Genomic DNA, 23,908 nt, shown 5'->3' on the forward strand with positions numbered 1-23,908 from the left:
AATTTATGAAAAATAATATCAATTGGAATTTTGATAACACATATTCCAAATTGCCTGAGCCATTTAGAGAAAAGATAAATCCAGTAAAAGTTAAAAATCCTAAACTGATTTTATTAAATGAGTCTTTGGCCAAAGATTTAAATTTAGACTTTTCTGAAATAAGTCAGACTGAATTATCGGCTATATTTACAGGAAACGAATTGCCAAAAAATAGTAATTCAATAGCACAAGCTTATGCAGGTCATCAATTTGGCCATTTTACAATGCTTGGTGATGGGAGAGCAGTTTTGATTGGAGAACATGTATCTAAAAATAATCATAGATACGATATTCAATTTAAAGGCTCAGGAAAAACTGCTTTTTCAAGAAATGGAGATGGAAGAGCAGCGTTAGGGCCTATGCTTAGAGAATATTTAATAAGTGAAGCAATGTATGCCTTAAATATTCCAACAACACGAAGTTTAGCAGTTGCAAAAACTGGAGAAAATGTAATCAGAGAGACACAATTAGAAGGTGCTATACTCACCAGAGTAGCATCAAGTCATATTAGAGTAGGAACTTTTCAGTATATTGCAGCAAGGAATAAAAAAGGTGAGTTAGAGACATTATTTGATTATGTTGTCAAAAGACATTACCCAGAAATTGAAAATTCAAAAAATAAAGCCTTAGATCTTTTAAAAGTTGTTTTAGATAAACAGATTGATTTAGTTGTCAATTGGATGCGAGTTGGATTTATTCATGGTGTAATGAATACAGATAACATGAGTATAGCTGGTGAGACCATTGACTACGGACCCTGTGCTTTCATGGATATTTATGATCCAAAAACTGTATTTAGCTCAATTGATAAATTAGGTAGATATGCTTATTGCAATCAGCCGGTTATAACCAAATGGAATCTTTCAAGATTTGCTGAGTGCTTGATACCTTTGATTGATAAAGACCAAGACACAGCTGTAAAATTAGCAACTGAAATAATTGACACTTTTGAAAAAACATATGAAGAAAAGTGGTTAAATATGATGAGAGCTAAGCTGGGCTTAATTGGTTCGGATAAAAAAGATAAGTACCTAATTTTAGACTTACTCACTTGGATGCATCAAAATAAAGTTGATTACACAAATACATTTTGCCACTTGATGAACTTTAAAATTCAAGAAGATAATATTTATGAAGGTACTGATTTTAGCAACTGGAAAAAAAGGTGGCAGGAAAGATCATCAAGTCATGATAATTCAAAGGAAAAGCATAAAAAATTAATGAGAAGTACAAACCCTCTTTTAATTCCAAGAAATCATATAGTTGAAAATACTCTTAGAGATGCAGATCAAGGAAATTTGGAACCTTTGCTTAACTTTTTAAAAATCTTAAATAGCCCCTATACTGATCAAAAAGATATCAGTGAATACCAAATATTATCCAGTTCAAATGAAAATTATCAAACATTTTGTGGAACTTAATTAAAGAACATATGGCTCATGTCTCGCCTGTTTACCTAAAACTCTCTCTACAGCCATATTTGAAATATCAATTGATTGATAAGCACCCGTCGTAATCAATTCTGTTAATGCTCTACCAATTCCCGGAGCTTGCATTAATCCTCTTCCTGTGAAACCTGTTGCTAAGTAAACATTTTCAAATTTTGGATGTTTTCCAACAACTGCATTGTTATCAAGTCGATTGCAATCATAATATCCAGCCCATCCTCCATTTAATTTTAATTCTTCCATAGCCGGTATTCTGTGAGCTAATGCTGGCCAAACCAATTCTTCAAAATCATCCCATGCAGGTTCAAGATCTTTGGCATCAAAGACTGACTTTGGTGAACCCGCTAAATATTCTTTGCCTTCAGGTCTCCAATAAACTCCTGTTGTTAGATCTCCCGTTAATGGCATTTCAGGAATATGTTTTGGGCACTTTACTCTGAAAACTGTATGTTTTTGAGGTTCAACAGGGATATCTTCTAAAAGCTCTTTAGTCCAACATCCAGCTGCTGAAATAATTGTCTTAGCGTTAATTTCTGAAAGAGATTTAACTTCACCCTTAACAAATTCTGCGCCAAGATCAATTGCTTTACTTTTTAGAGCACTATGAAACATGAAAGGGTCAATCCATCCCTCACTTTGATTGTCAGTAAAAGTCGCTGTTTCAATTCCCTCACTATTGATATATGGAAAAAAATTATTCAACTCGGAGCCTTTAATATTTTTTGTTCCCGCATCACAAGCTTTATGATTTTCGAGCGCTTTATATTGTTCATCTGCATGCTCAGGTCCAAACATTAATAAATAACCATTGGTCACCATACTAGCAGTGGGTTTTGGATTTTTTTCAGTTTTTAATAAATCTGGAATTTGAAAAATAAATTCTCTGGCAAATTTTCCTAATAAAATATTTTCTTTTTGGAAGAATTGTCTTCTAAAGCCACCTAATGACAAAGGAAAAGAAGCAGTTTTATAAGTTGGGTCTTTTTCTATAACTTTAACTTTTCTGCCCTCTTTTGATAAAAAGTAAGCAGTCGCGGCTCCAATTATTCCACCACCAACTATTACAACATCATCCATTAATTTAATATTAGTAAGTTAATATTCAGAAATAATGCATAGCAACACCAAAGTAAATAGGGAATCATTAAATAATAACTCACAAAATTGACACGCTTATATCTAATTACTAAAGTAATTATTAAACCAATTAAGATTACCAAAACAATTAAAGCTAAAAAAATTTGGTGTAATCCAAAAAAAACGATACTCCAAGTTGTATTAAATATAATATGAATAAAATAAATATAAATCGTGTTCATGTCTCTACTTTTACTATGCCAAAAAAACCAAATAGCAACTGTCATCATTAGATATAGCGTTGTCCAAACAGGTGCAAATATCCAATCAGGTGGGTTAAAATCAGATTTGACTAATTGAGAATACCAAGGGTCTTTAAAATTAATTGTGACTAAACTTCCAATAAATGAGGCTGAAAATGTGATAATAAAAAAAAGTATGAATGATAAAAATTTATTTTTTAACATTAAAGTATTATACATCTTTAGATAATGAATAAAAAAACAATTTGGATAACGGGTGGGAGTACTGGAATCGGCAAAGCTCTTGCAATAAAATTTGCTAATGAAGGGTGGAATGTTGCTATTTCAGCCAGACGTGAGAATCTTCTTAATGAGATTGCAGACAATCATGAAAATATAAGTCCATTTCCATTAGATGTGACTGATAAATCAAAATGTAAAGAGGTTTTTGAAAAAATTAAGAATAAATTTGAAAATATAGATATTTGTTTTTTTTCTACTGGCACATGGAATCCAAAAAAAGAAAGAGATATTGATGTTGAACAAATTGAGGAAGTTTTTAAAATTAATTTTTTTGGGACATTGAATGCTATTAAAGCAGTTGAAGAATATTTTAAAAAAAAGAAAAGTGGAACAATTACTATTGTTTCCTCAATTGCTGGTTATAGAGGTTTACCCAATTCAACCGGATATGGACCTTCAAAATCTGCTCTAAATAATTTAGCAGAAAGTCTATATTTTGACTTTGGTCGATCAAATGTTAGAGTGTGCTTAGTATCTCCAGGTTTTATCAAAACTCCAATGACAGATAAAAATGATTTTAAAATGCCTTTTTTAAAAACTACTGAATATGCGGCTGAAAAAATATATGATGGCTTGGTCAATAAAAAAACTTTTGAAATTCATTTTCCAAAATCATTAACTGTTGTACTGAAAATCTTAAGTTTTCTTCCGAGTAAGATTTATTTTGGTTTAGTTGGAAAATTAACAAAATATCAAAAGAAAAATTAATCTTTTACAAATACTACAGTCAATTCAGCAACTTTAATTCCAAATTTAGTCATTGTAGCTCTATTAATTGCTACTCGATCATCCTGTTTGAAAATCCAATCATCGAAAGTAATCTTAATTTCTTTACCTTTTACTGGAACTAATAAAACATACTCAAATTTAAATGCGGGACCATATGAATATCCCCTGGCTTTACCAACTACGTCTCCAGCGGTTCCCTCATAATTGTTGTCGTCTATTTTAGTAATTTGCCATTGTCTAGTTTGTATTTCACCGTCATCCCAATTAAATTTTTCATCAAGAATTAATTGCTTGCCATCCCACTTGCCATCTAAATCTGCTGAGAATTGTCTAGTAACTTTTCCAGATCTATTCTGAAGAACTCCCCAAGCTTTTACATTGCCTGACAAGTAATTTTCTATGATTAATCTTGGTTCTTTACCTTTAAAATCTTCTGGTTTCATATCGCTATTATTTGAGCAGTTTGTAATTAAGAATAAAGAGATTATCAATAAAATTGATCTTAAGTTTATTATTTTGCTCACAAGCCCCCTTTATTTATTTATTTTGAATTGAAAATTGTATCAGATCAATATTTTTCGATTTAAATCCAGCCTCACAATAAGATAGGTAAAACTCCCACATTCTTTTAAAAGTTAAATCAAAACCTAGTTTTTTAATGAGATCCCATTTTCTATTAAATTCATTTTTCCAAATAGCTAATGTATTTGCATAATGATCAGCATATGAGTCGTAAGACTTTATTGTTAAACCATTGTCTGAAACATATTTGTTTAAGCTATTTTTGCTTGGCAAAAATCCTCCTGGAAAAATATATTTTTGAATAAAATCTTGTTTCGTTTTATATCTATCAAATAAACTATCATCTATTGTAATTGCTTGAATGGCTGCCCTACCATCTGTAGAAAGGTTTTTCTTAATAGTTTTAAAATAACTTTCCAAATAATTTTGCCCTACTGCCTCAATCATTTCTATGGAGGCTATTGAATTATATTTATTCTTTAAATCTCTATAATCTTTTATTTCAATATTTACTTTTTCATTTAAACCACAATTATGAATCCTTCTTTTTGCATATTCGAATTGTTTTTTTGAAATAGTAATACAATCTAATTTTACATCATATTTTTTTCCTAAATATTCTGCAAAACCACCCCAGCCACATCCAATTTCTAAAACCCTGTCGCCATGGTTTGGTTTTATTAAATCTATCATTTTTTGATATTTGTTATTTTGTGCATCTGAGAGATCTTTAGTGGTCTCACTAAAAATTCCGCTTGAGTAAGTTAAAGTTTCATCAAGCCATAAAGAAAAAAAATCGTTTCCTAAGTCATAATGTTTTGCAATATTTTCTTTACTTCTATTCTTTGTATTTTTTATAAAGATCCCTTTTAAAAAATTTATAATTGGAAAATCGAGTAAGCCTGAAAACTTGTATATGATTTTGATATTTCGAGCTGTTATTTCAATGAGATTGGATAAATTATCAGTTTCAAATTCTCCTCTCATGTAAGACTCAGCAAAACCAATGCTGCCACCCTTTATAAGATTAAAAGAAAAATTTGGTTTTTTAATTTTTAATTTAGCTTTTAAATTATCCTGAGGATTTCCAAATTTAAAAACTTCTCCTTGATAATTTGTAATTTCTAGAAATCCAACATTTATTCCGGCTAATATGTTAAAAACCAGTTTGTCTGAAAGTCTATTTAAGGACATTAATTTTCAAAAGATATGTTGTTTCTTATTTTCAATTTTTTTTGGATAAACTTTATTCCTTTGGTCCATAATTTAAACGCTTCAAAATGTATCGCTGCAATAATTTTAAACGTCATTAGGGGATGTTTTAAATAAGATTTAATTAACTCTGAAGTTGTAAAATCTTTTCTTTTCCCATCTTGAGAAGCATATAATATTTTTTCGTTTAATTGATATTGATCTATGATTACTGAGATCTTATCTGCAGGTTTTAAAATTCTAAAAAAATAACTACAATTCATTTCAATGAATGGTGAAACATGAAATTTTTTCTCACAATTGTGTTGCAATAAATCGTCATTTTTTACTTTAAAAACATAAGTGTGTTGCTCACCAAAAGTATTTTTGACTTCATATAATATGGATATTAAATCATTGTTATTATTGTACACATAAAAAACACTTAATGGATTAAAAACATATCCAAAGATTCTTGGGTAACATAAAAGTTTAATTCTAATATTTTCACTACTAATATTATTTTGTCTAAGATTTTTTTTAACCCAATCGGTTAAGAGTGATCCATCTCTATCTCCATGATCTTTATCAAAAAAACTAATTAAATTAAATTTATTGTATGAAAAAAAATTAATCGTTTTATCTAATTTTTCTAATTCAGAAAGATCAATTAAAAGTGAAAATACTCTGTACTTAAAAAAATGTATCTTTGGTTTGAATCTTTTGTGAATTACAGCGCCATTATATATACAACTAGTCATTAAGGGTTTTAAGCATTTCAATAGATGATTTTATTCCATCTTCATGAAAACCGTAACCAAAATAACTACCACAATAAAGAATATTTCTTTTATTTTGTAAATTTGTAAGCTGACTTTGAAAATTTAGTGCAGATTGATCAAAATATGGATGTGTAAATCTTACTTTTTTTAAAATTTTCTTATCATCAATTTTAAAATAAGGATTTAAGGTAAGAAAAATATTTTCATCACATTTAAGGTTTTGTAATAAATTTAACCAATATGTAATTGAATTTTTTTCTATTTCATCCTTTTTCATTGATGAATTCCATGAACACCAAGCTTTTTTATTTTTTGGCATAGCTTGTTCATCGGTATGAATATAGGCAATATTTTCCTTATACTTATAATTTGAAAGAACATTCTTTTCTTGATCGGTTGGATTATCAATTATTGATAAAGCTTCATCTGCATGTGTTGCTAAAACAACTTTGTCGTATCCAAAATATTCACTTTCTCCACCATAATATAAATCTATACCTGTTGTTTTTGTTTTAATTTTTTTGATTGAATAATTTTTGAAATGTTCACCACTGATTTTTGAAATAATGTTTTGAACATAAGCTCTACTTCGATTTGACACAGTATACCACTGAGGTCTATTTTTTAATTTAAACAAGCCATGATTTTGGAAAAACTTTAAGAAAAATCTTAACGGCATTTGACTGGCAGCACTTGGTGGCATTGACCATATGGCTGAGACCATTGGTATCAAATGAAAGTTGATAAACTCTTTTGAAAGATTTTCCTTTCTCAAATAATCACCAAGTGTAGTCTCTTGATCAATTTTTTTCATATTATCACATTTTTTGTAAAACTTTATTATATCAAAAAACATTTTGAGGAATCTTATATTAAACAGATTGGTCTTATTTGAAAAAATTCCATTTAATCCTCGACCGCAATATTCAAATGAAGATTTTTCGACTGATACAGAAAAAGACATATCGCTTTTTTCAATTGCAATATTATTCTCCTCAAAAAAATTAATTAAATTTGGGTAAGTTGCGTAATTAAATACAATAAAACCTATATCAACTGGAACTTTTTTTGTACCAAACGATAAATCAATAGTATGAGAGTGACCACCGAAACGATCTTCTTTCTCGAAAAGATCTACATGATGTTTTTTTGATAAGTAATATGCAGCGCTTAATCCTGATATGCCTGAGCCGACAACAGCAATCTTCATTAATTATTAAGCTGCATCTTCTTTAAATTCATCTATGCTTGGACAAGTACAGAATATATTCTTGTCACCATAAACATTATCTACTCTTGCAACTGGAGGCCAAAATTTATTAGCTCTTAAAAATTTTGCTGGATAAGCAGCTTCTGCTCTTGAATATTTATGCGTCCAATCATCAGAAGCTAGTTCGCTGTCCGTGTGAGGAGCATTTTTTATTGGATTGTCTATTTTATCAAATTCACCTGATTTAATTTTTTCAATTTCTTCTTTAATCTTAATTAAAGTATCACAAAATCTATCGAGTTCTGACAAACCCTCACTTTCAGTTGGCTCTATCATCATTGTACCAGCTACTGGCCATGACATAGTTGGTGCATGAAACCCATAATCTATTAATCTTTTTGCAATATCTTCTTCGGTTACTCCTGTCTCTGATTTAATATTTCTAATATCAATAATACATTCATGAGCAACATTTCCATTTGATCCTTTATACAGAATTGGAAAGTGATCTTTAAGTCTATGAGCAATATAATTTGCATTTAATATTGCTACTTCAGTAGCAAGCTTTAACCCTGCTGATCCCATCATTTTAATGTACATCCAAGAAATTGAAAGAATACTTGAACTACCCCAAGGAGCTGCCGAGACTGCTCCAATGCCAGATGTTGGTCCACAATCTTTAATCACTGGATGATTAGGTAGATAAACTTGTAAATGTCTTTTACAAGCAATCGGTCCCATACCTGGTCCTCCCCCGCCGTGTGGTATACAAAATGTTTTATGTAAATTGATATGACAGACATCTGGACCAAAATTTCCAGGCTTTGCAACTCCAACTAAGGCGTTTAAATTTGCTCCATCCATATACACTTGTCCACCATGTTTGTGAATTAACTCACAGATATCAGTTATTTTTTCTTCAAATACTCCATGGGTAGATGGATAAGTTACCATTAGTGCCCCAAGATTTTCCGAATGTTGTTCAGCTTTTTTCTTTAAATCATCAAAATCAACATTTCCCTCTTTATCACAATTAACAACTACCACCTTCATTCCAACCATTTGTGCACTTGCTGGGTTAGTACCATGTGCTGAACTTGGAATTAAACATATATTACGATTAGCCTCACCTCTATCTAAATGATACTTTCTAATAACCATTAAGCCCGCATACTCACCTTGAGCACCTGCATTAGGTTGCAAAGAAACACCTGAAAAACCAGTTATAGAACGCAACCAATTTTTTAGATCAGTGAATAAATCTCTAAAACCTTCCATTTGTTCAATTGGGACAAACGGATGAGGTTCTGCAAATTCTTTCCATGATATTGGGATCATTTCGGCAGCAGCATTTAATTTCATTGTACAAGAACCAAGTGCAATCATAGTTCTATTCAATGCTATATCTTTATCTTCTAATCTTTTTAAATATCTAAGCATTTCAGTTTCGGAATGATATGAGTTAAAAACTGGATGTTCTAAATATTTTGAAGTTCTTAATAAATTTTTTGGAAGATTAGGTAAACTTACTGATGGATCTTCTTTTTTAATTGATTCTGCTGCATTAAAAATTTTTAATAATTGATTTACTCTATATACATTTTTTCTCTCATCAAATGAAACAGCAAGCATTTCAGAATTTACTTTTCGAATATTAACTCTCTGATTCAGAGCATTCTTATAAATTTGATCAGTCTTTTCTTTGGTAATAATCGTTACAGTGTCAAAAAAATTATTCGAATAAAGCTCGTATCCAGATTGTTTTATTTTATCAGCAAAACTTTTTGCTAATTGAGACACTCTTTCCGAAATATTTTTAATTCCATCCGGGCCATGATAAATAGCATACGCTGCTGACACAATTGCTAATAAAGCTTGGGCAGTACAAATATTACTCGTCGCCTTATCTCTTCTGATATGTTGCTCTCTTGTTTGTAATGATAATCTGTAAGCTTTATTACCATGTCTATCAACTGATACACCGACAATCCTTCCAGGCATTGATCTTTTAAATTCGTCTTTTGTTGCAAAAAAAGCTGCATGTGGACCTCCATATCCCATTGGAATACCAAATCTTTGAGAGCTTCCAACTGCAATGTCGGCACCAAGTTCTCTTGGTGTTTTTAATTTTGCTAAAGCCAACAGATCACAAGCTAATACCGCTTTCCCATTTTTTTTGTGAATTTTGCTAATTGCTTCACTTGGGTCTTTAATATCTCCTAAAGTTCCTGGATATTGTAAAATTCCACAAACTAAATCCTCTTTTAGTTTATCTAAAACTTCATCTTCTTTACCGACTAAAACCTTTAAACCCATAGGTTCAGCTCTTGTTTGAATTACATTTATTGTTTGAGGGTGACAATCTTCAGAAACAAAAACTAAATTACTATCTTTTTTATTTAATCTGTGACTTAAACCCATGGCTTCTGCTGCTGCTGTGCCTTCATCTAATAAAGATGCATTGGCAATATCCATTCCTGTAAAGTCAACAATCATTTGTTGAAAGTTTAATAACATCTCAAGTCTTCCTTGAGCTACCTCAGGCTGATAAGGTGTATAGGAAGTGTACCAACCTGGATTTTCTAATATATTTCTCAAAATTACATAGGGTGTATAGGTTCCATAATAACCCATACCAATAAAATTTGAGTAGACTTGATTTTTCTTCGAAATTGCTCGTAACTTTCTTAATGCCTCATACTCTGAATTTGAATCACCAATATTAAGTTCACCTTTAAACTTTATTTTTTCTGGAACAGTATTCTCAATCAAGTCATCTAGTGACTTATAATTTAATTCTTTTAACATTTTTGATTGGTCTTCTTTTGAAGGACCAATATGTCTTCTTAAAAAATCTTTTTCTGAATTTGGTAACATTATGCTGAAGTCTCCTTTGCAAATTTATCGTAATCGTCTTTATTCATTAAAGTATTCATTTCTGATGGATCTTTTATTTTTAGTTTAAAAAACCACGCTGAGTCCTCCGGGTCTTGATTAATCTTTGATGGATCATCTACTATAGCTTGATTGGTATCAACTACTTCACCGCTTACAGGGGTATATACATCGCTAGCAGCTTTCGTTGACTCTACAACACCAGCTGTACCATCTTTCTCTACGCTAGAACCTTTTTCTGGAAGTTCTGCAAAAACTATATCACCTAACATCTCTGTAGCATGTTTTGTGATACCAATTGTTGCAACATCTCCATCTAATTTAATCCACTCGTGTTCTTTTGAATATTTTACTTCACTCATTTGTTTACCCCTTTGACATAACTTTTTTTATAAAATGGTAAGCTGCAAATACTTGCAGGATGTTTTTTACCTCTGACTTCTAAAAATACTTTAGTATTTTTTTTTGAAAATTCATTTTCCACATAACCCATTGCAACAGGTCCATTGACACTTGGTCCAAATGTACCACTTGTGATTTCTCCAATATGAACATCTGATTGATTAAATATTTTTGTTTTTTCTCTAGCAATAATTCTGCCTTCAGGTTTAATTCCAACTCTTATTTTACTGACACCATCATTTAATTGTTTAATAATTATGTCAGAGCCAATAAAATCTCCCTTAGAGATTCTTTCTTTTGAAATAGCCCACTTTAAATTTGCTTCCACTGGAGTTTTGTCTTTATCAAGATCATGACCATAAAGACATAAACCTGCTTCCAATCTTAATGTATCTCTTGCTCCAAGACCTATCAATTTAGATCCTTTGTTGATTAATTCTCTAGTTAATTGGTCTACAAAATCATTTACAATTGATATTTCAAAACCATCTTCGCCTGTGTAACCAGATCGCGTAATATAAACTTTCTGATTTTCAAATGTAAACCAGTTTCCAGACATAAAATTTAGATCTTTCACACCATTAATTACATTATTAAGAATTTCTGATGATTTAGGACCCTGAATGGCAATTAGAGATCTATTTTCATCCATAACCATTTTGTACTTATCCCCAAGAAATTCTTTTAAAATTTTAAAGTCATTATCTTTACATGCTGCATTGAGGATTATCAAAAAACCTTCTTTTGTTTTTGTGATAATTAAATCATCATGTATCCCAGCATCTTTGTCCATTAAGAAGCTGTATTTTGAATGATTTAATTTCAAATTTTTAAGATCTAAAGGAAAAATTTTTTCTAAATCTTTGATTAAGTCTTCACCACCATAAATAAATAGCTGACCCATATGGGAAACATCAAAGATACCTGAGTGATTTCGTGTGAATTTGTGTTCTTCTACAATACCTTCCGAATATTGTATCGGCATTTGATAGCCTGCAAATTCAACAAATTTTGCATTACAATCTTGATGTAATTGGTACAGCGATGTTTTTTTTGTTTCCATATTAACTCTTTGTACCCATCTGTATATTTGCCTGAGAGTTTTGCTCCTTCGGCGAGAATTAAATCTCTTTCCAGAGTTAATATGTTACGGTCCTTTTTGCCTGAGAGATTCCTGGGTGGTTGCTCCTTCGGCGCTACGATAATCTGTAGTCTCTCCCGTGTCAGGATATTCTTACATGTGTGGAAAAAAGTCAATCAGAAACAATTTTTTTTTGTTTACTTAAAAGCGAGTAAAATTGTAATAAAACCGCAGAAAGTATAATTGCGCCACCAATTAATCCAAATAAAGAGGGTCTTTCACTTACGAAAAGGAATGCCCATATCGGTCCTAGGACAGATTCGGATAACATTATGATTCCAACCATTGCAGACGGTGTTGTTCTTGCACCGATAGTTATAAATATAAAACCAAAACCAACTTGAAAAAAACCTGCGAGAAAACCTAAAAAGATATCATGAGGAGAAATCATGATTTTAGTGGAAAGCAAAAAACCAATTAGACATGAACTCACACCAGCAACGAACTGGGCTGGCACCATATCCACAGAGGGAAATTTTCTCACAATCATTATTAAAACTGCAAAAGTAATTGGCATTGTAAAAGCTGCAAGGTTTCCAGATAATTCTCCAGGAGATAATGAATTGCCAACCATTAATAAAACACCTGTCATCGCCAGACAGATTGAAAACAAAGTAATTAAATTTATTTTTTCCTTAAGGAAAAAATACCCAAATATTGCAAGAAATAGTATTTGAAGTGAAATGATAAAATTAGTATTAGCAACAGTGGTGTTGTACATAGCAAACACATATCCACAAAAACCAAAAGATAAAATAATTCCACCAAAAAATCCTGGTAATCCAGATTTATAAAATGACTCAATTGTTTTTCCTCTATAACTTAAAATTAAGAAAGCTAGAACTGTTAAAGAAAAAAATAAAGATCGCCAAAATAGAATTTGCCATAATGTAGCTCCCTCAAAAGATTTTACAATTAATCCACCAAAACTTAAACTTAATGCACCTAAAAAAATTAATAATGGTCCAGATAAGTTTCTTATAAAAGTCATTAAATTTGTGAAATTAAATTTTGCGTCTCTAAGTCATATAATTTAAATAATGTTTCTGCATCAGCTAATTCGACTTTTTTAAATTTAATCTTTGAACCTGGGGTTAATTGAACCAACTTGTCATAATCTGCACTGATAACAACTCCTATTTTAGGATAACCTCCAATAGTGCCATGATCTGAAAGCATAATTATTGGATTTCCATCTGCTGGTACTTGAATAACACCTTTTAATAAACCTTCTGATTTAATATTGGTATCAACAATATTTTCTATTTTTGGTCCCTCTAGCCTCATACCCATACGATCTGATAATTTTGATATTACAAATTCTTTCTCAAAAAAAATCTTTTTTCCTTCGTCAGAAAAATAGTCAAAATTTGTTCCTTGGATAACTCTGATATTTTCAATTTTTGTATTAATGTAATTTAATTTTTTATCACTTAAATTTTTATTGATATTTAAAATATAAATCTTTTGTCCATCTTCTATTTTTTTTCCATTATTTGCACCAATATTTGCTTTTGTATTAACAGAGCAACTTGACCATTGATAATTAACATCAAATTCACCACTTACTGCTAAATATCCATAAACAGATTTATTAGTGCTTATAATATCTAATTCATCACCATTTTCTAAAGCGAAAGATTGATAACATTTTCCTTCGATAGTATTTTTTTTTTTTCTAATTATAAATTTTACATCCCCCGTGATTGCAAAATTAATATTTTCACCAAAATACTTTAACAAAGGACCTTGATAAGCAAATTCAATTATTGGAAAATTTACTTCATTACCAACAAGTTTATTAGAAATTTGAAAATTTCTATTATCCATTGCTCCACTAAATGGAATACCAATATGATAGAGATTTCCTCTACCCTGATCTTGAAATGTTGTGTTAATTCCAGCTCTTTTTATTTCAAAATAATTTTTATTCATTGTTATTGTAATATTGTTCTTTAGTAATTTGCTCAAAAGTAACTACATCACCTGGATTAATTAAATTTGGATTATTCTCATTAGTGCTATCAAAAATAACTTGTGGTGTATTTCCAATGATATTCCACCCACCAGGACTTTCAAATGTATAAACATTTGCAAATTGTTCTGTTAATCCAACTGAGCCCTTAGGCACTTTTACTCTCGGTGTTTCCAAACGTTTTGCCTGCAACTCATTTTCCAGATCACCAAGAAAAGGCATACCTGCAATAAAACCAGTCATATAACAAAAAAATTCCTTACCAAAAAATTTCTCATAGATTTTATCACGAGTTATTTGTAATTTTTCCTCTAATCTTTTTATATCTAATGAAAAATTTTCATCACAACAAACAGGTATCTTAATTCTATTTGTCTCTAATTCATCATCATTAGTAATATTTAAATTTTCGATTAATTTTTTGATCATTTGAAAATTTTTTTTTCGTAGATCGAATGAAATAATTAATTTATTATATGAGGGAGTTAAGTTATTGATCCCATCAATATTTTCTTTTTGAATACTTTTAAAATATCGTATTACTTTACTATTTATTTCTTTGTTTACCTCAGACCCGAAATCACAATACAAAGCTGCGTCACCAAGATTTGATATATTTTTAATCATGCCATGTTATACTTACAAATTATGAGTATGGAAATTAATATAAATTGTGATTTAGGTGAAAAATCAAAACATCACTCAAATAAGTATGATCCAGATTTATTAGAAATCGTAAATTCAGCCAATGTTGCTTGTGGCTATCACGCTGGAGATGAGCAAACCATGAATCAAGTAGTAAAAATTTCGAAAAAAAATGGAGTGAGTATTGGTGCCCATCCTTCTTTTAACGATCCAGAAAATTTTGGTAGAGAAAGAATGAATCTTTCTGAAAGTGAAATAAAAAAACTTATAATTGATCAATACGAAATTCTTCAAAAAATAGCTTCTTCTCATGGAGAAAGTGTAACTCATGTAAAACCTCATGGGGCCTTAAATAATATGGCATGTGAGGATATTGAGTTAGCTACAATTTTAGCCAAAACTATTAAGGATATTAATAAAGACATAATATATCTCGTACCTACTGGATCAAAAATGCAAGAAGCTGCAAAGAAATTAGATATGAAGTTCGCTTGTGAAATATTTGCTGACAGAAATTATGAGGATGATGGCAATCTTGTATCGAGAAAGAAATCTCATGCATTAATAACTGACCCTGAGCTAGCAAAAAAACATGTATTAAAGATGGTTCAAACTCAGTCGCTTAATTGTCACAGCGGGAAGCAAATACCTTGTGAAATCGACTCTGTTTGTATACATGGTGACAATCTAAGCTCATTAGCAACGGCTAAGTCGATAAGAGATAACTTGGTTGAGAATGGTTTAGAATTAAAAACTTTAAACAAAATGAAAAAATTTATTTAATATGAAAAAAATTGTCTTATCTTTATCTATTGCCTTCTTTATCACAACAAATGTTTTTGCAGCTGGTTCGTCTTCTAGCGGATCAAGTTCAACAAAAACAAACTATGATAAAGCGGTAGTGCATATTAAAAGTGCTAAAAAATACGAAAAAAAAGGAAAAGTAGAAAAAGCGCAAAAAAGTTATGCAAAGGCACAAAAGCTTTTAATCAAATCAAATGAAAAAAAACCTGGTAAAGCTGATACTCTTAACTACTTAGGTTTCACAACTAGAAAGCTTGGTGATTTTGAGAATGGTGAAAAATATTATCTTCAAGGTTTAGCTATTGATCCAAAACACAAAGGTATCAATGAGTATCTTGGTGAATTGTATGTTGCAACTAACAGACATAATCTTGCGGTTGAAAGGCTCGGAGTTTTAGAGGGTTGTAATTGTGAAGAATATGATCAACTAAAAGCTGTTATAGCAGGTGAGAAATCGAAATATTAGGTATTTTCAAATATTAAAACTCTCACTTAATTTTTCTAAAAACTTACCCTCAAATTTATATGCGAAGGAAAAGTTTACTGTTTTATCTGATGGAAAGTATCCTAATTTAGGATCAACTTTGATTATATCATTATTAAAGTTATATGACTTTTGAGAGTGTTCTTTTTTTGTAACAATGATCGTTCTGTCGTTTTCCCAGTACCATTGCCACCATTTTTCAAAAGGCATTAGGTTTTCTATCATTCTACCCATTGTTACATTTCTATTCTGAAAATAATGATCTCTTTGAGTACCCTTAAGGTATCTAAATCTATTATTTTTAAAATGTTGAATAGCATTTTTTGAAATTCCTACAACTCTCCAACTCCAGGGCTCATACGCAAATAAAACATTTAGTGCTTTTTCTTTCTTATTGTATGACAAAACTTTACTATTAACGATTTCCTTGTGAATCTTATATAATTCCATCTTATAAGGCTCACTAGGTTCAATTCTATTTTTCCAAATTTCATCTAATTTTACTTTTAGATGATTGTGTCCAAGACTTTTGATTTCTTCATATTCATTTGGAGATATCCTCATGTTATATTGTTTTTCTAAATCTTTTTTTTGCATTTCTTTAAAATTTTAATTAATATTTTTAATCATTTGCTCTGGCATCCATAAAGCTATTTCTGGAAAGATCACAACTAATATAACTGCCAAGACCATTAACAAGAATAATGGGAAAGCACTCCTTGCAATGTACCCCATATCTTTTTTTGCCATGCCTTGAAGTACAAATAAATTAAAACCAACAGGCGGGGTGATTTGTGCCATCTCAACAACAATGACTAAAAAAATACCAAACCAAATCATATCAAAACCTGCTTGTCTAATCATGGGCTCAATGATTGCCATTGTTAAAACAACTGCTGAAATACCATCAAGAAACATTCCTAAAATTATATAAAAGATCATTAAGACAAATATCAAAACATATGGAGATAATTCCATATTTTGGATCCAGAGAGCTAGATTTCTTGGCAATCCAGTAAACCCCATTGCTAAAGATAAAAATGTTGAACCTGCTAAAATAAAAGCGATCATACAAGAGGTTTTAGTTGCTCCAAGTAAAGAGGATTTAAAAGTGTTTAATGTTAAACTTTTTTGAAAATAAGATAATATTAATGCTCCAACTACCCCTAATGAAGCTGCTTCGGTAGCTGTTGCAATTCCTGTGTATATCGATCCAATAACAGCTAATATTAAAATTATTACCGGCAAAAGTTGTTTTGATCTTTTTATTTTTTCAAAAAATGAGTACTCCTCAATAATTTTTGGCATAGATTTTTTATTTATTAAAGACCAAATAATCACATAAGACATGAATATTAGTGCAATCATTATCCCAGGAATAATCCCGGCAATAAATAATTTTGCTATAGACTCTTGGACAGCAACGCCATAGATAATCAATATGATTGACGGTGGTATCAGCAAACCTAGTGTTCCTGAACCCGCTAAACTACCTAGTAAGATTTTTTCTGGATAATTTCTTTTTCTTAATTCGGGAATAGACATCTTGCCGACTGTTGCAACAGTTGCTGCCGAAGAGCCTGAAATTGCTGCAAATAATGCACATCCGACAACATTAACATGGATTAAACCTCCCGGTAATTTTTGCATCCAAGGAGATAATCCTTTGAATAAATTTTCAGAAAGCTTTGTCCTAAATAAAATCTCACCCATCCAGACGAATAGTGGTAATGCGGTTAGTGTCCAAGAGGATGATGTGCCCCATATTGTTGTAGCCATCGCATCACCGACTGGTCTTGAGGTAAATAACATCATGCCAATAGCCGATACACCAATCATACTTAACGCAACCCAAATTCCGGATCCTAAAAAAAATAGCAAAACACTGATAAAGAAAATTGTTAAAAGTATCTCGGTCATTTAATCTTTTTTGATGGTTAAAATAAATTGATGAAAAACGCTTATAAAAAAAATTGTTGATCCAATAGCTACACTTGTTTGGGGAATCCAAATCAAAATTTCATCTGCTCCTTCACTTCGTTCTTGAAATTTATAGGATATAATTAACATTTTAACGAAGTAAAAAGCTAGGTATCCTGAAAAAAAGCTTGCAATACTTAAACACCAGGTTTCAATAAATTTTTTCTTTGTGCCTGATAATTTTTCTAAAAAAAGTGTAATCCGAATATGCCCTCCTTCTACAAATGTGTACGCTAATGCAAAAAAAGATGCAGCAGCCATACAATAACCTGAATACTCAGCAAGACCTCTTATATAAAAACCAAATATTCTCGACGAGATACCAATAAGAATAAAAACTGCTACTAAAATTAAGAAAAAAGCAGCGACATAACCTGAAAATTTATAGAGTTTATTTAAATTTCTATCTAGTGATTTTAACATAACAATTTAAGGCCACTCAAATTTTAAGTGGCCTTAATTTTAAGAATTGAATTATTTATAACTTGATAAAACAGCAGCTCCTCTTGAACCAGCTTTTTGAGACCATTCCTTAGCCATAGTCTCTCCAACTTTTTCAAAATGAGCTTGTAGTGGTGCATTTACTTTACCGACTACCATACCAGCATCAGCTAAAGCTTTTTTATCACCAACGTTGCCTTGTTTTGACAATTGCCAACCTTTTCTTTCAGCTAAAGCTGCTTGTTTCATAACAAGATCTTTAGTTGCCTGATCTAATTTATTCCAAGCATCTTTATTCACAATTATCATGTTTTTTGGAAACCAAGCTGCAATATCATAAAAATATTTCACACCATTCTCCCAAATTTTAGAGTTTTTACCAGTAGTTGGTGAAGTGATCATACTTTCTACAGCACCTGTAGAAAACGCCTGACTAATTTCAGCAGCCTCTATTTTTGTAGGAGCCATTCCTGTTAGCTCGGCAATTCTAATAGTAGCAGAATTATAAGCTCTAAATTTAAGACCTTTTAAATCTTCAACAGAGTTAATTTCCTTTTTACTATACAAGCCTTGCGCTGGCCACGGCACAGCATAAAGAAATACCAAGCCTTTCTCGTCTAGTCCTTTAACGATTTCGTCTTTTGACGCTTTATATAACTTCATTGCATCGGCGTAAGACGTTGCTAAGAATGGTTGAGAGTCTACTTCTAAAAGTGGATCCTCTTTTCCTAAAGCTGACATAAATCTCTCACCAATTTGAGCTTGACCTGTTCTTACTGCTCTAAAAATTTCTCCACCTTTAAACAACGAACCACCAGGGTGTGTTACAATTGTTAACTTGCCACCACTTTTTTCAGTAACATTTTTTGCGAATTCAGCTGCGTTTGCAGAATGAAAGTTCCCCGCCCCATAAGCTAGAGCCATGTCCCATTTCTCTGCAATTGCAAGATTAATTGACAAAATTAATGAAACTAAAATAGTTGATAAATATTTTAAGAATTTCATTTGTCCTCCATTTTTATTAAGACTATTTCATTATGTATTAAAATAATTATCAATAAAAAAATAATACTACTTTTAATTGAATTATTTTAAATATTTTATACTATGCTCTTACTTTGTTAGAAGAAGCGCTCATATTAGTTCAGATTATTTTTATCGATATAATCTTAGCAGCAGATAATGCAATCATCATTGGTTTGATTGCTGCAAACTTTGCACCAAAACATAGAAGACAAATTATTTTATGGGGAGTGGCTGGTGCTTTAATATTTAAAGTTATTTTTGCGTTATTTGCAACTTACTTGTTCAAATTTTATTTTATCAAAATTTTAGGTGGTTTACTTTTAATCTGGATTGTAAATGATTTAAGAAAAGATCTTTTTGAAATAAAGAAAGTAAAGTCGCCAACAAAAAAGTCTAAAGAACCATCTTATATTCAAAGTGTTTATAAAGTTTTATTTGCAGACATTACAATCAGTTTTGACAATGTTATAGGCGTAGTTGGAGCTGCCAAAGGTAATTTTGGCTTTATGATATTTGGACTGGTTTTATCAGTAATTTTAACAGGGGCAATGGCGACATATCTTGCAAGTTATATTCAAAAACATTTATGGATTGCCTATGTTGGTTTAGGTTTTATTCTTTTAGTAGCCCTTCAATTAGTAATTGGAGGTTTAGTAGACTTAGAAATTTTATCAATCAACGAACAATTTAAGAAATATTTTTAATACGAATGTTTTTTAGTTGGATATTTCTTAGATCTTACCTCTGAAGCATATTTTCTTAATCCGGCATTGATATATTTTTTTACGTTTAGAAATTGTTTAACAAATTTTATTTTTGTTTGGTTTAGACCAATTAAATCATCCGTAACAAGAACCTGACCATCGCAATGAACAGATGAACCAATTCCAATTGTTGGGATATCTAAATTTTTTGTAATTTGTTTTGCTATTGGTGTTTTTATACACTCCAGGACAATTGCAAAAACTCCATTATTTTGAAGTAATAAAGCATCATTAATTAATTGATTGATCTCTTTAGTGGTCTTTCCTTTAGATTTAAATTTACCTTTGGTTGATTGGGGTAATAATCCAAGATGGCCCATCACAGGAATCTTGTTTTTGGTTAGTAGTTTAATTTGATGGATTATTTTTTTTCCACCTTCTAACTTCACTGCATCACACTTGGTTTCCTTAATTATTTTTTTAGCATTCTTTAGAGCAGCGTTTGATGTTGAATAGGTGTTAAATGGCATATCAACAACCATTAAACTTTTTTTAACTCCAAGTCTTACGCTCTTAGAATGATTGATCATTTCGGTTAGGGTAACTTTTCTGGTAGTTGAATAATTGTACAATACTGAACCTAGCGAATCTCCCACTAATACAATATCAACATATTTATCTACCTCTTCTGCAATATTTTTTGAATACGCAGTAAGACAAACAATTTTAGATTTATTTTTTTTATTTATAATTTTTTTTATTTTTTTCATTCAAGCTCAATGGTGCTCGGCGGTTTAGATGTAACATCATAAACTACTCTATTTACTCCTCTTATGCTATTTACAATTTTATTTGAAATCATTTGAATAAATGATTTTTTGAAGTCATAAAAATCAGCTGTCATTCCATCCTCAGATGTAATTGCTCTTAATAGACACAAATATTCATAAGTTCGATTATCACCCATGACACCTACTGTTTTGACTGGAAGCAATGCAGCATAGGCTTGCCAAATTTTATTATATAAATTGTGCTCTCTTAAAGCTTGAATAAAATAATTGTCAGCTTCTTTTAAAATTTTGATTTTTTCTTTAGTAATGATGCCAGGCATTCTGATCGCCAATCCAGGTCCTGGAAACGGATGTCTTGAAATAATTTCTTTACTAAGTTTTAGTTCTAATCCTAATTTTCTAACCTCATCTTTAAATAAAAATTTTAATGGTTCTACCAATTTAAGTTTCATTTTCTTTGGTAAACCACCTACATTATGATGAGATTTGATCTTTGAGGTTTGGCTTCCAGTCACTGACTTACTTTCAATAAGATCTGGATAGAGCGTTCCTTGTGCTAAAAATTTTACATTTTTTATTCTTTTAGCGTATCGTTCAAAAATTTTGATAAATAAATTTCCAATTATTTTTCTTTTTTTCTCTGGGTCAGAAACATTGTTGAGCTTTCTCAAAAATTCATTCTCTGCATTCACATAAATTAGATTTATTTTCAATTTTTTTTTAAAAGTTTTAACTACTTGTATTTCCTCATTTTTTCTGAGAAGACCCGTGTTAACGAAGATACAAAACAATTTTTTACCAATTGCTTTATTCAATAGTTGAGCGACAACACTACTATCAACTCCACCTGATAATGCACATATTACTTTATTTTTACCGACTAAATTTTGAACATCTTTTATCAATTTTATCTTTTGATCTTTTGATGACCAATTTCTTTTAATTTTACATATCAAAAATATAAAATTATTTATTAATTTTTTTCCATTTTCTGTATGGGTAACTTCGGGATGAAATTGGACACCATAAAAATTTTTTTTCTTATTCTCGATAATAGCAAATTTTGAGTTTTGACTTGAGGCAATAACATTAAAATTTTTGGGAAGTTTCGAAACTTGATCAGCATGACTCATCCAAACTTTATTAATATTTTTTTTATTAAAGAAGTTTTTTGTCAAAATACTTTCCCTCTTTTTGCGAATATTCGCTAATCCAAACTCTCTATATTTTGATTGTTTGACTCTGCCCCCGTTAAGTTTTGATAAAATTTGATGACCAAAACAAATACCTAAGACTGGTATTTGATTTTCGATAATCCTTTTATCAAAAGAATATTTATTAATTTGGTAAACATTTAATGGTCCGCCTGACAAAATTATTCCTTTAATTGAATTATCAATATTTTTATTTTTAACTTTTTTATGACTAATAATTTCGGAATAAACTCCGGACTCTCTTATTCGCCTGGCTATTAACTGAGTAAATTGTGAACCAAAATCTATTATTAAGATTTTGTTCAAATTCTTATCAAGACTCATTTTTTTTGGGTTCTATATTTGCAAGGGTATCTAAAATTTTTTTATTTTCATTACAGAGTTTTTTGCAAATCTTAGAAAAAGTATTAGATAAATCTTTTACTTTTGAATAATTAGATCTCTCTAAAGCTATTTTCATAGACATTAATATTGCTTCCTCGTTATTAGGTTCAATTAATAATGTTGCTTCCAAATTTTTTTCTTCTTTATCTTGATCTTCTTGAATGTTGTAAATTTTTGCTAAATAAAGATAAGAATTTGAGTCTTTAGGATTAAATACTATTCCTCTTTCAAACATAAACCTAGCATCCTCATATTTTTTATCTTTGAATAATTTTAAACCTTTATTAAAAAAATTTTCATCCGCTATAGCAATACTCATGCTATTAATTATTAAATATAATAAAAAAATTAATTTAAATATTTTTGTCATTAGTATTTACTATCATTTTTAACGATATCGACATTATGAACCATACTTTCATAAAATCCAGCTTTTGTAATTTTAACAAATTGCGGTTTATATCTTAAATATTTTATCTGTTTGGAACCAAGATAACCCATAGATGATCTTAATCCACCAACTAATTTAAAAATAACTTTATCAACTTTACCTTTATATTTTGCTAATCCTTCTACTCCCTCGGGCACATACTTTGAACTATCTTTTTGTTTTTTTTGAAAATATCGATCAGCCGAGCCTTTGTTCATCGCGCCTACCGAGCCCATGCCTCTAAAACTTTTAAATAGTTTACCATTTTTTTTTATGAGTTTACCCGGCGTTTCATCAGTTCCTGCAAACAATGAACCTATCATGACTGCATCAGCGCCAGCAGCAAAAGCTTTAGCGAGGTCACCTGAGTATTTTATCCCTCCGTCAGAAATAATTTTTACATTTTTATTTTTTATGCCACTTCTTACATTTAATATTGCGCTTAATTGAGGAACTCCAATACCCGCAACCAACCTAGTTGTGCAGATAGAACCGGGACCAATCCCAACCTTAATTATATCAACACCTAATTTAAGTAAAAATTTAGCTGCATCTGGTGTTGCTATATTTCCAGCACATAGAGCTGTTTTTTTATTTTTAATTTTTTTGATAAATCTAATTATTTCAGAAACTTTTTTGGTGTGTCCGTGAGCGGTGTCCACAACAATCATATCCAATTTTTCTTTTAATAGTGCTTCAGCTCTTTTGAACTCGTTAGGTCCTGCTCCCACAGCTGCACCTACTAGTAATTTTTGTTTTTTTACTTTCTTAACTTCAAGAACTTGTTTTTTGATATCTAAATTTCTGTGAATTATTCCTAGTCCACCAGATTTTGCAATAGCAATAGCCATTTTGCTTTCGGTTACGGTATCCATTGCTGATGATAAAAGTGGGATTTTAAGTTTTAATGAATCTGTTAATTTGATACTCGTATCAACCTCTGAGGGTAATATTTCAGAGTACTTAGGAACTAAAGTAACGTCGTCAAAGGTAAGTGCTTCTTTTATAGGAACCATAATCTTTTATATATGATTCCTTTTAAATTAAAA

The 23,908-nt window shown here is 30.6% G+C and carries 25 protein-coding genes and 1 riboswitch; of the genes, 5 read left to right on the top strand and 20 right to left on the bottom strand.

Features of this window, described 5'->3' with window-relative positions; genetic code table 11:
* The first annotated feature begins 5 nt into the window (after positions 1–5).
* Positions 6–1,460 (top strand): protein adenylyltransferase SelO, encoded by a 1,455-nt coding sequence (locus ACTT83_RS04365; protein ID WP_440918903.1) that lies wholly within the window; start codon positions 6–8, stop codon positions 1,458–1,460.
* Here ACTT83_RS04365 and ACTT83_RS04370 read toward each other — a convergent pair whose 3' ends face one another.
* Together ACTT83_RS04370 and ACTT83_RS04375 are read right to left on the bottom strand one after the other, a co-directional pair.
* Positions 1,461–2,564 (bottom strand): NAD(P)/FAD-dependent oxidoreductase, encoded by a 1,104-nt coding sequence (locus ACTT83_RS04370; protein WP_440918904.1) that lies wholly within the window; start codon positions 2,562–2,564, stop codon positions 1,461–1,463.
* Entirely contained in the window at positions 2,564–3,031 is a 468-nt protein-coding gene (locus ACTT83_RS04375; protein WP_440918905.1) for a TspO/MBR family protein, read from the bottom strand. Before ACTT83_RS04375 ends, ACTT83_RS04370 begins: the two co-directional genes overlap by 1 nt.
* Positions 3,032–3,055: 24 nt before the next feature.
* Here ACTT83_RS04375 and ACTT83_RS04380 point away from each other — a divergent pair, with 24 nt between their 5' ends.
* The gene (locus tag ACTT83_RS04380; protein WP_440918906.1) at positions 3,056–3,817 is read left to right on the top strand and encodes an SDR family NAD(P)-dependent oxidoreductase; all 762 of its coding nucleotides are present in this window, start codon (positions 3,056–3,058) and stop codon (positions 3,815–3,817) included.
* Here the strand turns inward: ACTT83_RS04380 and ACTT83_RS04385 are convergent.
* From ACTT83_RS04385 to ACTT83_RS04430, 10 genes are all read right to left on the bottom strand, one after another.
* On the bottom strand, positions 3,814–4,362 hold the full coding sequence (locus tag ACTT83_RS04385; protein ID WP_440918907.1) for a DUF3833 domain-containing protein: 549 nt from the start codon (positions 4,360–4,362) through the stop codon (positions 3,814–3,816). The two genes, ACTT83_RS04380 and ACTT83_RS04385, sit on opposite strands and share 4 nt — an antisense overlap.
* 13 nt (positions 4,363–4,375) lie before the next feature.
* Positions 4,376–5,554 carry a class I SAM-dependent methyltransferase gene (locus ACTT83_RS04390; RefSeq protein ID WP_440918908.1) on the bottom strand — a complete coding sequence of 393 codons (1,179 nt, stop codon included), beginning with the start codon at positions 5,552–5,554 and terminating at the stop codon, positions 4,376–4,378.
* Positions 5,554–6,312, bottom strand: coding sequence for a DUF1365 domain-containing protein (locus ACTT83_RS04395; protein ID WP_440918909.1), 759 nt, complete (start codon positions 6,310–6,312; stop codon positions 5,554–5,556). The genes ACTT83_RS04390 and ACTT83_RS04395 overlap by 1 nt, the downstream gene beginning before the upstream one ends.
* Entirely contained in the window at positions 6,305–7,543 is a 1,239-nt protein-coding gene (locus tag ACTT83_RS04400; protein WP_440918910.1) for an NAD(P)/FAD-dependent oxidoreductase, read from the bottom strand. The genes ACTT83_RS04395 and ACTT83_RS04400 overlap by 8 nt, the downstream gene beginning before the upstream one ends.
* Before the next feature lie 6 nt (positions 7,544–7,549).
* Positions 7,550–10,420 (bottom strand): aminomethyl-transferring glycine dehydrogenase, encoded by a 2,871-nt coding sequence (gcvP, locus tag ACTT83_RS04405; RefSeq protein WP_440918911.1) that lies wholly within the window; start codon positions 10,418–10,420, stop codon positions 7,550–7,552.
* Entirely contained in the window at positions 10,420–10,800 is a 381-nt protein-coding gene (gcvH, locus tag ACTT83_RS04410; protein ID WP_440918912.1) for a glycine cleavage system protein GcvH, read from the bottom strand. Before gcvH ends, gcvP begins: the two co-directional genes overlap by 1 nt.
* The gene (gcvT, locus tag ACTT83_RS04415) at positions 10,797–11,903 is read right to left on the bottom strand and encodes a glycine cleavage system aminomethyltransferase GcvT (RefSeq protein WP_440918913.1); all 1,107 of its coding nucleotides are present in this window, start codon (positions 11,901–11,903) and stop codon (positions 10,797–10,799) included. Before gcvT ends, gcvH begins: the two co-directional genes overlap by 4 nt.
* 77 nt (positions 11,904–11,980) lie before the next feature.
* Positions 11,981–12,071, bottom strand: a riboswitch (glycine riboswitch).
* Positions 12,072–12,093: 22 nt separating this feature from the next.
* Positions 12,094–12,972, bottom strand: coding sequence for a DMT family transporter (locus ACTT83_RS04420; RefSeq protein ID WP_440918914.1), 879 nt, complete (start codon positions 12,970–12,972; stop codon positions 12,094–12,096).
* Positions 12,972–13,916, bottom strand: a complete 945-nt coding sequence (locus tag ACTT83_RS04425; RefSeq protein ID WP_440918915.1) for a biotin-dependent carboxyltransferase family protein — start codon at positions 13,914–13,916, stop codon at positions 12,972–12,974. Before ACTT83_RS04425 ends, ACTT83_RS04420 begins: the two co-directional genes overlap by 1 nt.
* A complete protein-coding gene (locus ACTT83_RS04430; protein ID WP_440918916.1) occupies positions 13,909–14,583 on the bottom strand; it encodes a 5-oxoprolinase subunit B family protein in 675 nt (224 codons plus the stop codon). Before ACTT83_RS04430 ends, ACTT83_RS04425 begins: the two co-directional genes overlap by 8 nt.
* A 27-nt stretch (positions 14,584–14,610) precedes the next feature.
* Between ACTT83_RS04430 and ACTT83_RS04435 the strand changes: the two genes are divergently transcribed.
* Positions 14,611–15,384, top strand: coding sequence for a 5-oxoprolinase subunit PxpA (locus ACTT83_RS04435; protein ID WP_440918954.1), 774 nt, complete (start codon positions 14,611–14,613; stop codon positions 15,382–15,384).
* A 1-nt stretch (position 15,385) separates the two neighbouring features.
* The gene (locus ACTT83_RS04440) at positions 15,386–15,871 is read left to right on the top strand and encodes a tetratricopeptide repeat protein (protein ID WP_440918917.1); all 486 of its coding nucleotides are present in this window, start codon (positions 15,386–15,388) and stop codon (positions 15,869–15,871) included.
* Positions 15,872–15,877: 6 nt separating this feature from the next.
* Here ACTT83_RS04440 and ACTT83_RS04445 read toward each other — a convergent pair whose 3' ends face one another.
* Genes ACTT83_RS04445 through ACTT83_RS04460 form a run of 4 tightly spaced genes read right to left on the bottom strand, consistent with a single transcriptional unit; the run spans position 15,878 to position 19,315 of the window.
* Positions 15,878–16,486 (bottom strand): hypothetical protein, encoded by a 609-nt coding sequence (locus ACTT83_RS04445; protein ID WP_440918918.1) that lies wholly within the window; start codon positions 16,484–16,486, stop codon positions 15,878–15,880.
* 12 nt (positions 16,487–16,498) lie between these two features.
* Positions 16,499–17,809 carry a TRAP transporter large permease gene (locus ACTT83_RS04450; protein WP_440918919.1) on the bottom strand — a complete coding sequence of 437 codons (1,311 nt, stop codon included), beginning with the start codon at positions 17,807–17,809 and terminating at the stop codon, positions 16,499–16,501.
* Positions 17,810–18,292, bottom strand: a complete 483-nt coding sequence (locus ACTT83_RS04455; RefSeq protein WP_440918920.1) for a TRAP transporter small permease — start codon at positions 18,290–18,292, stop codon at positions 17,810–17,812.
* A gap of 51 nt (positions 18,293–18,343) precedes the next feature.
* On the bottom strand, positions 18,344–19,315 hold the full coding sequence (locus ACTT83_RS04460; RefSeq protein WP_440917320.1) for a TRAP transporter substrate-binding protein: 972 nt from the start codon (positions 19,313–19,315) through the stop codon (positions 18,344–18,346).
* Positions 19,316–19,428: 113 nt separating this feature from the next.
* On the opposite strand from ACTT83_RS04460, the gene ACTT83_RS04465 reads away from it, so the two are divergent.
* Positions 19,429–20,040, top strand: a complete 612-nt coding sequence (locus tag ACTT83_RS04465; RefSeq protein ID WP_440915951.1) for a YjbE family putative metal transport protein — start codon at positions 19,429–19,431, stop codon at positions 20,038–20,040.
* Here ACTT83_RS04465 and panB read toward each other — a convergent pair.
* From panB to guaB, 4 genes are read right to left on the bottom strand one after another with little or no spacing between them, the layout of a single operon-like run.
* Positions 20,037–20,810, bottom strand: a complete 774-nt coding sequence (gene panB, locus ACTT83_RS04470) for a 3-methyl-2-oxobutanoate hydroxymethyltransferase (protein ID WP_440918921.1) — start codon at positions 20,808–20,810, stop codon at positions 20,037–20,039. The genes ACTT83_RS04465 and panB overlap by 4 nt on opposite strands.
* Positions 20,807–22,369, bottom strand: a complete 1,563-nt coding sequence (guaA, locus tag ACTT83_RS04475; RefSeq protein WP_440918922.1) for a glutamine-hydrolyzing GMP synthase — start codon at positions 22,367–22,369, stop codon at positions 20,807–20,809. Before guaA ends, panB begins: the two co-directional genes overlap by 4 nt.
* A complete protein-coding gene (locus ACTT83_RS04480; RefSeq protein ID WP_440918923.1) occupies positions 22,359–22,799 on the bottom strand; it encodes a tetratricopeptide repeat protein in 441 nt (146 codons plus the stop codon). The genes guaA and ACTT83_RS04480 overlap by 11 nt, the downstream gene beginning before the upstream one ends.
* Positions 22,799–23,875: an IMP dehydrogenase gene (guaB, locus tag ACTT83_RS04485; RefSeq protein WP_440918924.1), complete on the bottom strand. Its 1,077-nt coding sequence runs from the start codon at positions 23,873–23,875 to the stop codon at positions 22,799–22,801. The genes ACTT83_RS04480 and guaB overlap by 1 nt, the downstream gene beginning before the upstream one ends.
* Positions 23,876–23,908 lie beyond the last annotated feature (33 nt).

The organism is Candidatus Pelagibacter sp. (genome assembly GCF_052049775.1).
In the GTDB taxonomy this organism is placed as follows: Bacteria; Pseudomonadota; Alphaproteobacteria; order Pelagibacterales; family Pelagibacteraceae; genus Pelagibacter.

Coding starts and splice junctions, on each gene's coding strand:
- gcvP (WP_440918911.1), bottom strand. CDS start 10,420: ATGTTACCAAATTCAGAAAAAGATTTTTTAAGAAGACATATTGGTCCT.
- ACTT83_RS04380 (WP_440918906.1), top strand. CDS start 3,056: ATGAATAAAAAAACAATTTGGATAACGGGTGGGAGTACTGGAATCGGC.
- ACTT83_RS04365 (WP_440918903.1), top strand. CDS start 6: ATGAAAAATAATATCAATTGGAATTTTGATAACACATATTCCAAATTG.
- ACTT83_RS04440 (WP_440918917.1), top strand. CDS start 15,386: ATGAAAAAAATTGTCTTATCTTTATCTATTGCCTTCTTTATCACAACA.
- ACTT83_RS04420 (WP_440918914.1), bottom strand. CDS start 12,972: ATGACTTTTATAAGAAACTTATCTGGACCATTATTAATTTTTTTAGGT.
- guaA (WP_440918922.1), bottom strand. CDS start 22,369: ATGAGTCTTGATAAGAATTTGAACAAAATCTTAATAATAGATTTTGGT.
- ACTT83_RS04375 (WP_440918905.1), bottom strand. CDS start 3,031: ATGTTAAAAAATAAATTTTTATCATTCATACTTTTTTTTATTATCACA.
- ACTT83_RS04460 (WP_440917320.1), bottom strand. CDS start 19,315: ATGAAATTCTTAAAATATTTATCAACTATTTTAGTTTCATTAATTTTG.
- ACTT83_RS04370 (WP_440918904.1), bottom strand. CDS start 2,564: ATGGATGATGTTGTAATAGTTGGTGGTGGAATAATTGGAGCCGCGACT.
- panB (WP_440918921.1), bottom strand. CDS start 20,810: ATGAAAAAAATAAAAAAAATTATAAATAAAAAAAATAAATCTAAAATT.
- ACTT83_RS04400 (WP_440918910.1), bottom strand. CDS start 7,543: ATGAAGATTGCTGTTGTCGGCTCAGGCATATCAGGATTAAGCGCTGCA.
- ACTT83_RS04445 (WP_440918918.1), bottom strand. CDS start 16,486: ATGCAAAAAAAAGATTTAGAAAAACAATATAACATGAGGATATCTCCA.
- ACTT83_RS04430 (WP_440918916.1), bottom strand. CDS start 14,583: ATGATTAAAAATATATCAAATCTTGGTGACGCAGCTTTGTATTGTGAT.
- ACTT83_RS04425 (WP_440918915.1), bottom strand. CDS start 13,916: ATGAATAAAAATTATTTTGAAATAAAAAGAGCTGGAATTAACACAACA.
- gcvH (WP_440918912.1), bottom strand. CDS start 10,800: ATGAGTGAAGTAAAATATTCAAAAGAACACGAGTGGATTAAATTAGAT.
- ACTT83_RS04450 (WP_440918919.1), bottom strand. CDS start 17,809: ATGACCGAGATACTTTTAACAATTTTCTTTATCAGTGTTTTGCTATTT.
- gcvT (WP_440918913.1), bottom strand. CDS start 11,903: ATGGAAACAAAAAAAACATCGCTGTACCAATTACATCAAGATTGTAAT.
- ACTT83_RS04455 (WP_440918920.1), bottom strand. CDS start 18,292: ATGTTAAAATCACTAGATAGAAATTTAAATAAACTCTATAAATTTTCA.
- ACTT83_RS04390 (WP_440918908.1), bottom strand. CDS start 5,554: ATGTCCTTAAATAGACTTTCAGACAAACTGGTTTTTAACATATTAGCC.
- ACTT83_RS04395 (WP_440918909.1), bottom strand. CDS start 6,312: ATGACTAGTTGTATATATAATGGCGCTGTAATTCACAAAAGATTCAAA.
- ACTT83_RS04435 (WP_440918954.1), top strand. CDS start 14,611: ATGGAAATTAATATAAATTGTGATTTAGGTGAAAAATCAAAACATCAC.
- guaB (WP_440918924.1), bottom strand. CDS start 23,875: ATGGTTCCTATAAAAGAAGCACTTACCTTTGACGACGTTACTTTAGTT.
- ACTT83_RS04480 (WP_440918923.1), bottom strand. CDS start 22,799: ATGACAAAAATATTTAAATTAATTTTTTTATTATATTTAATAATTAAT.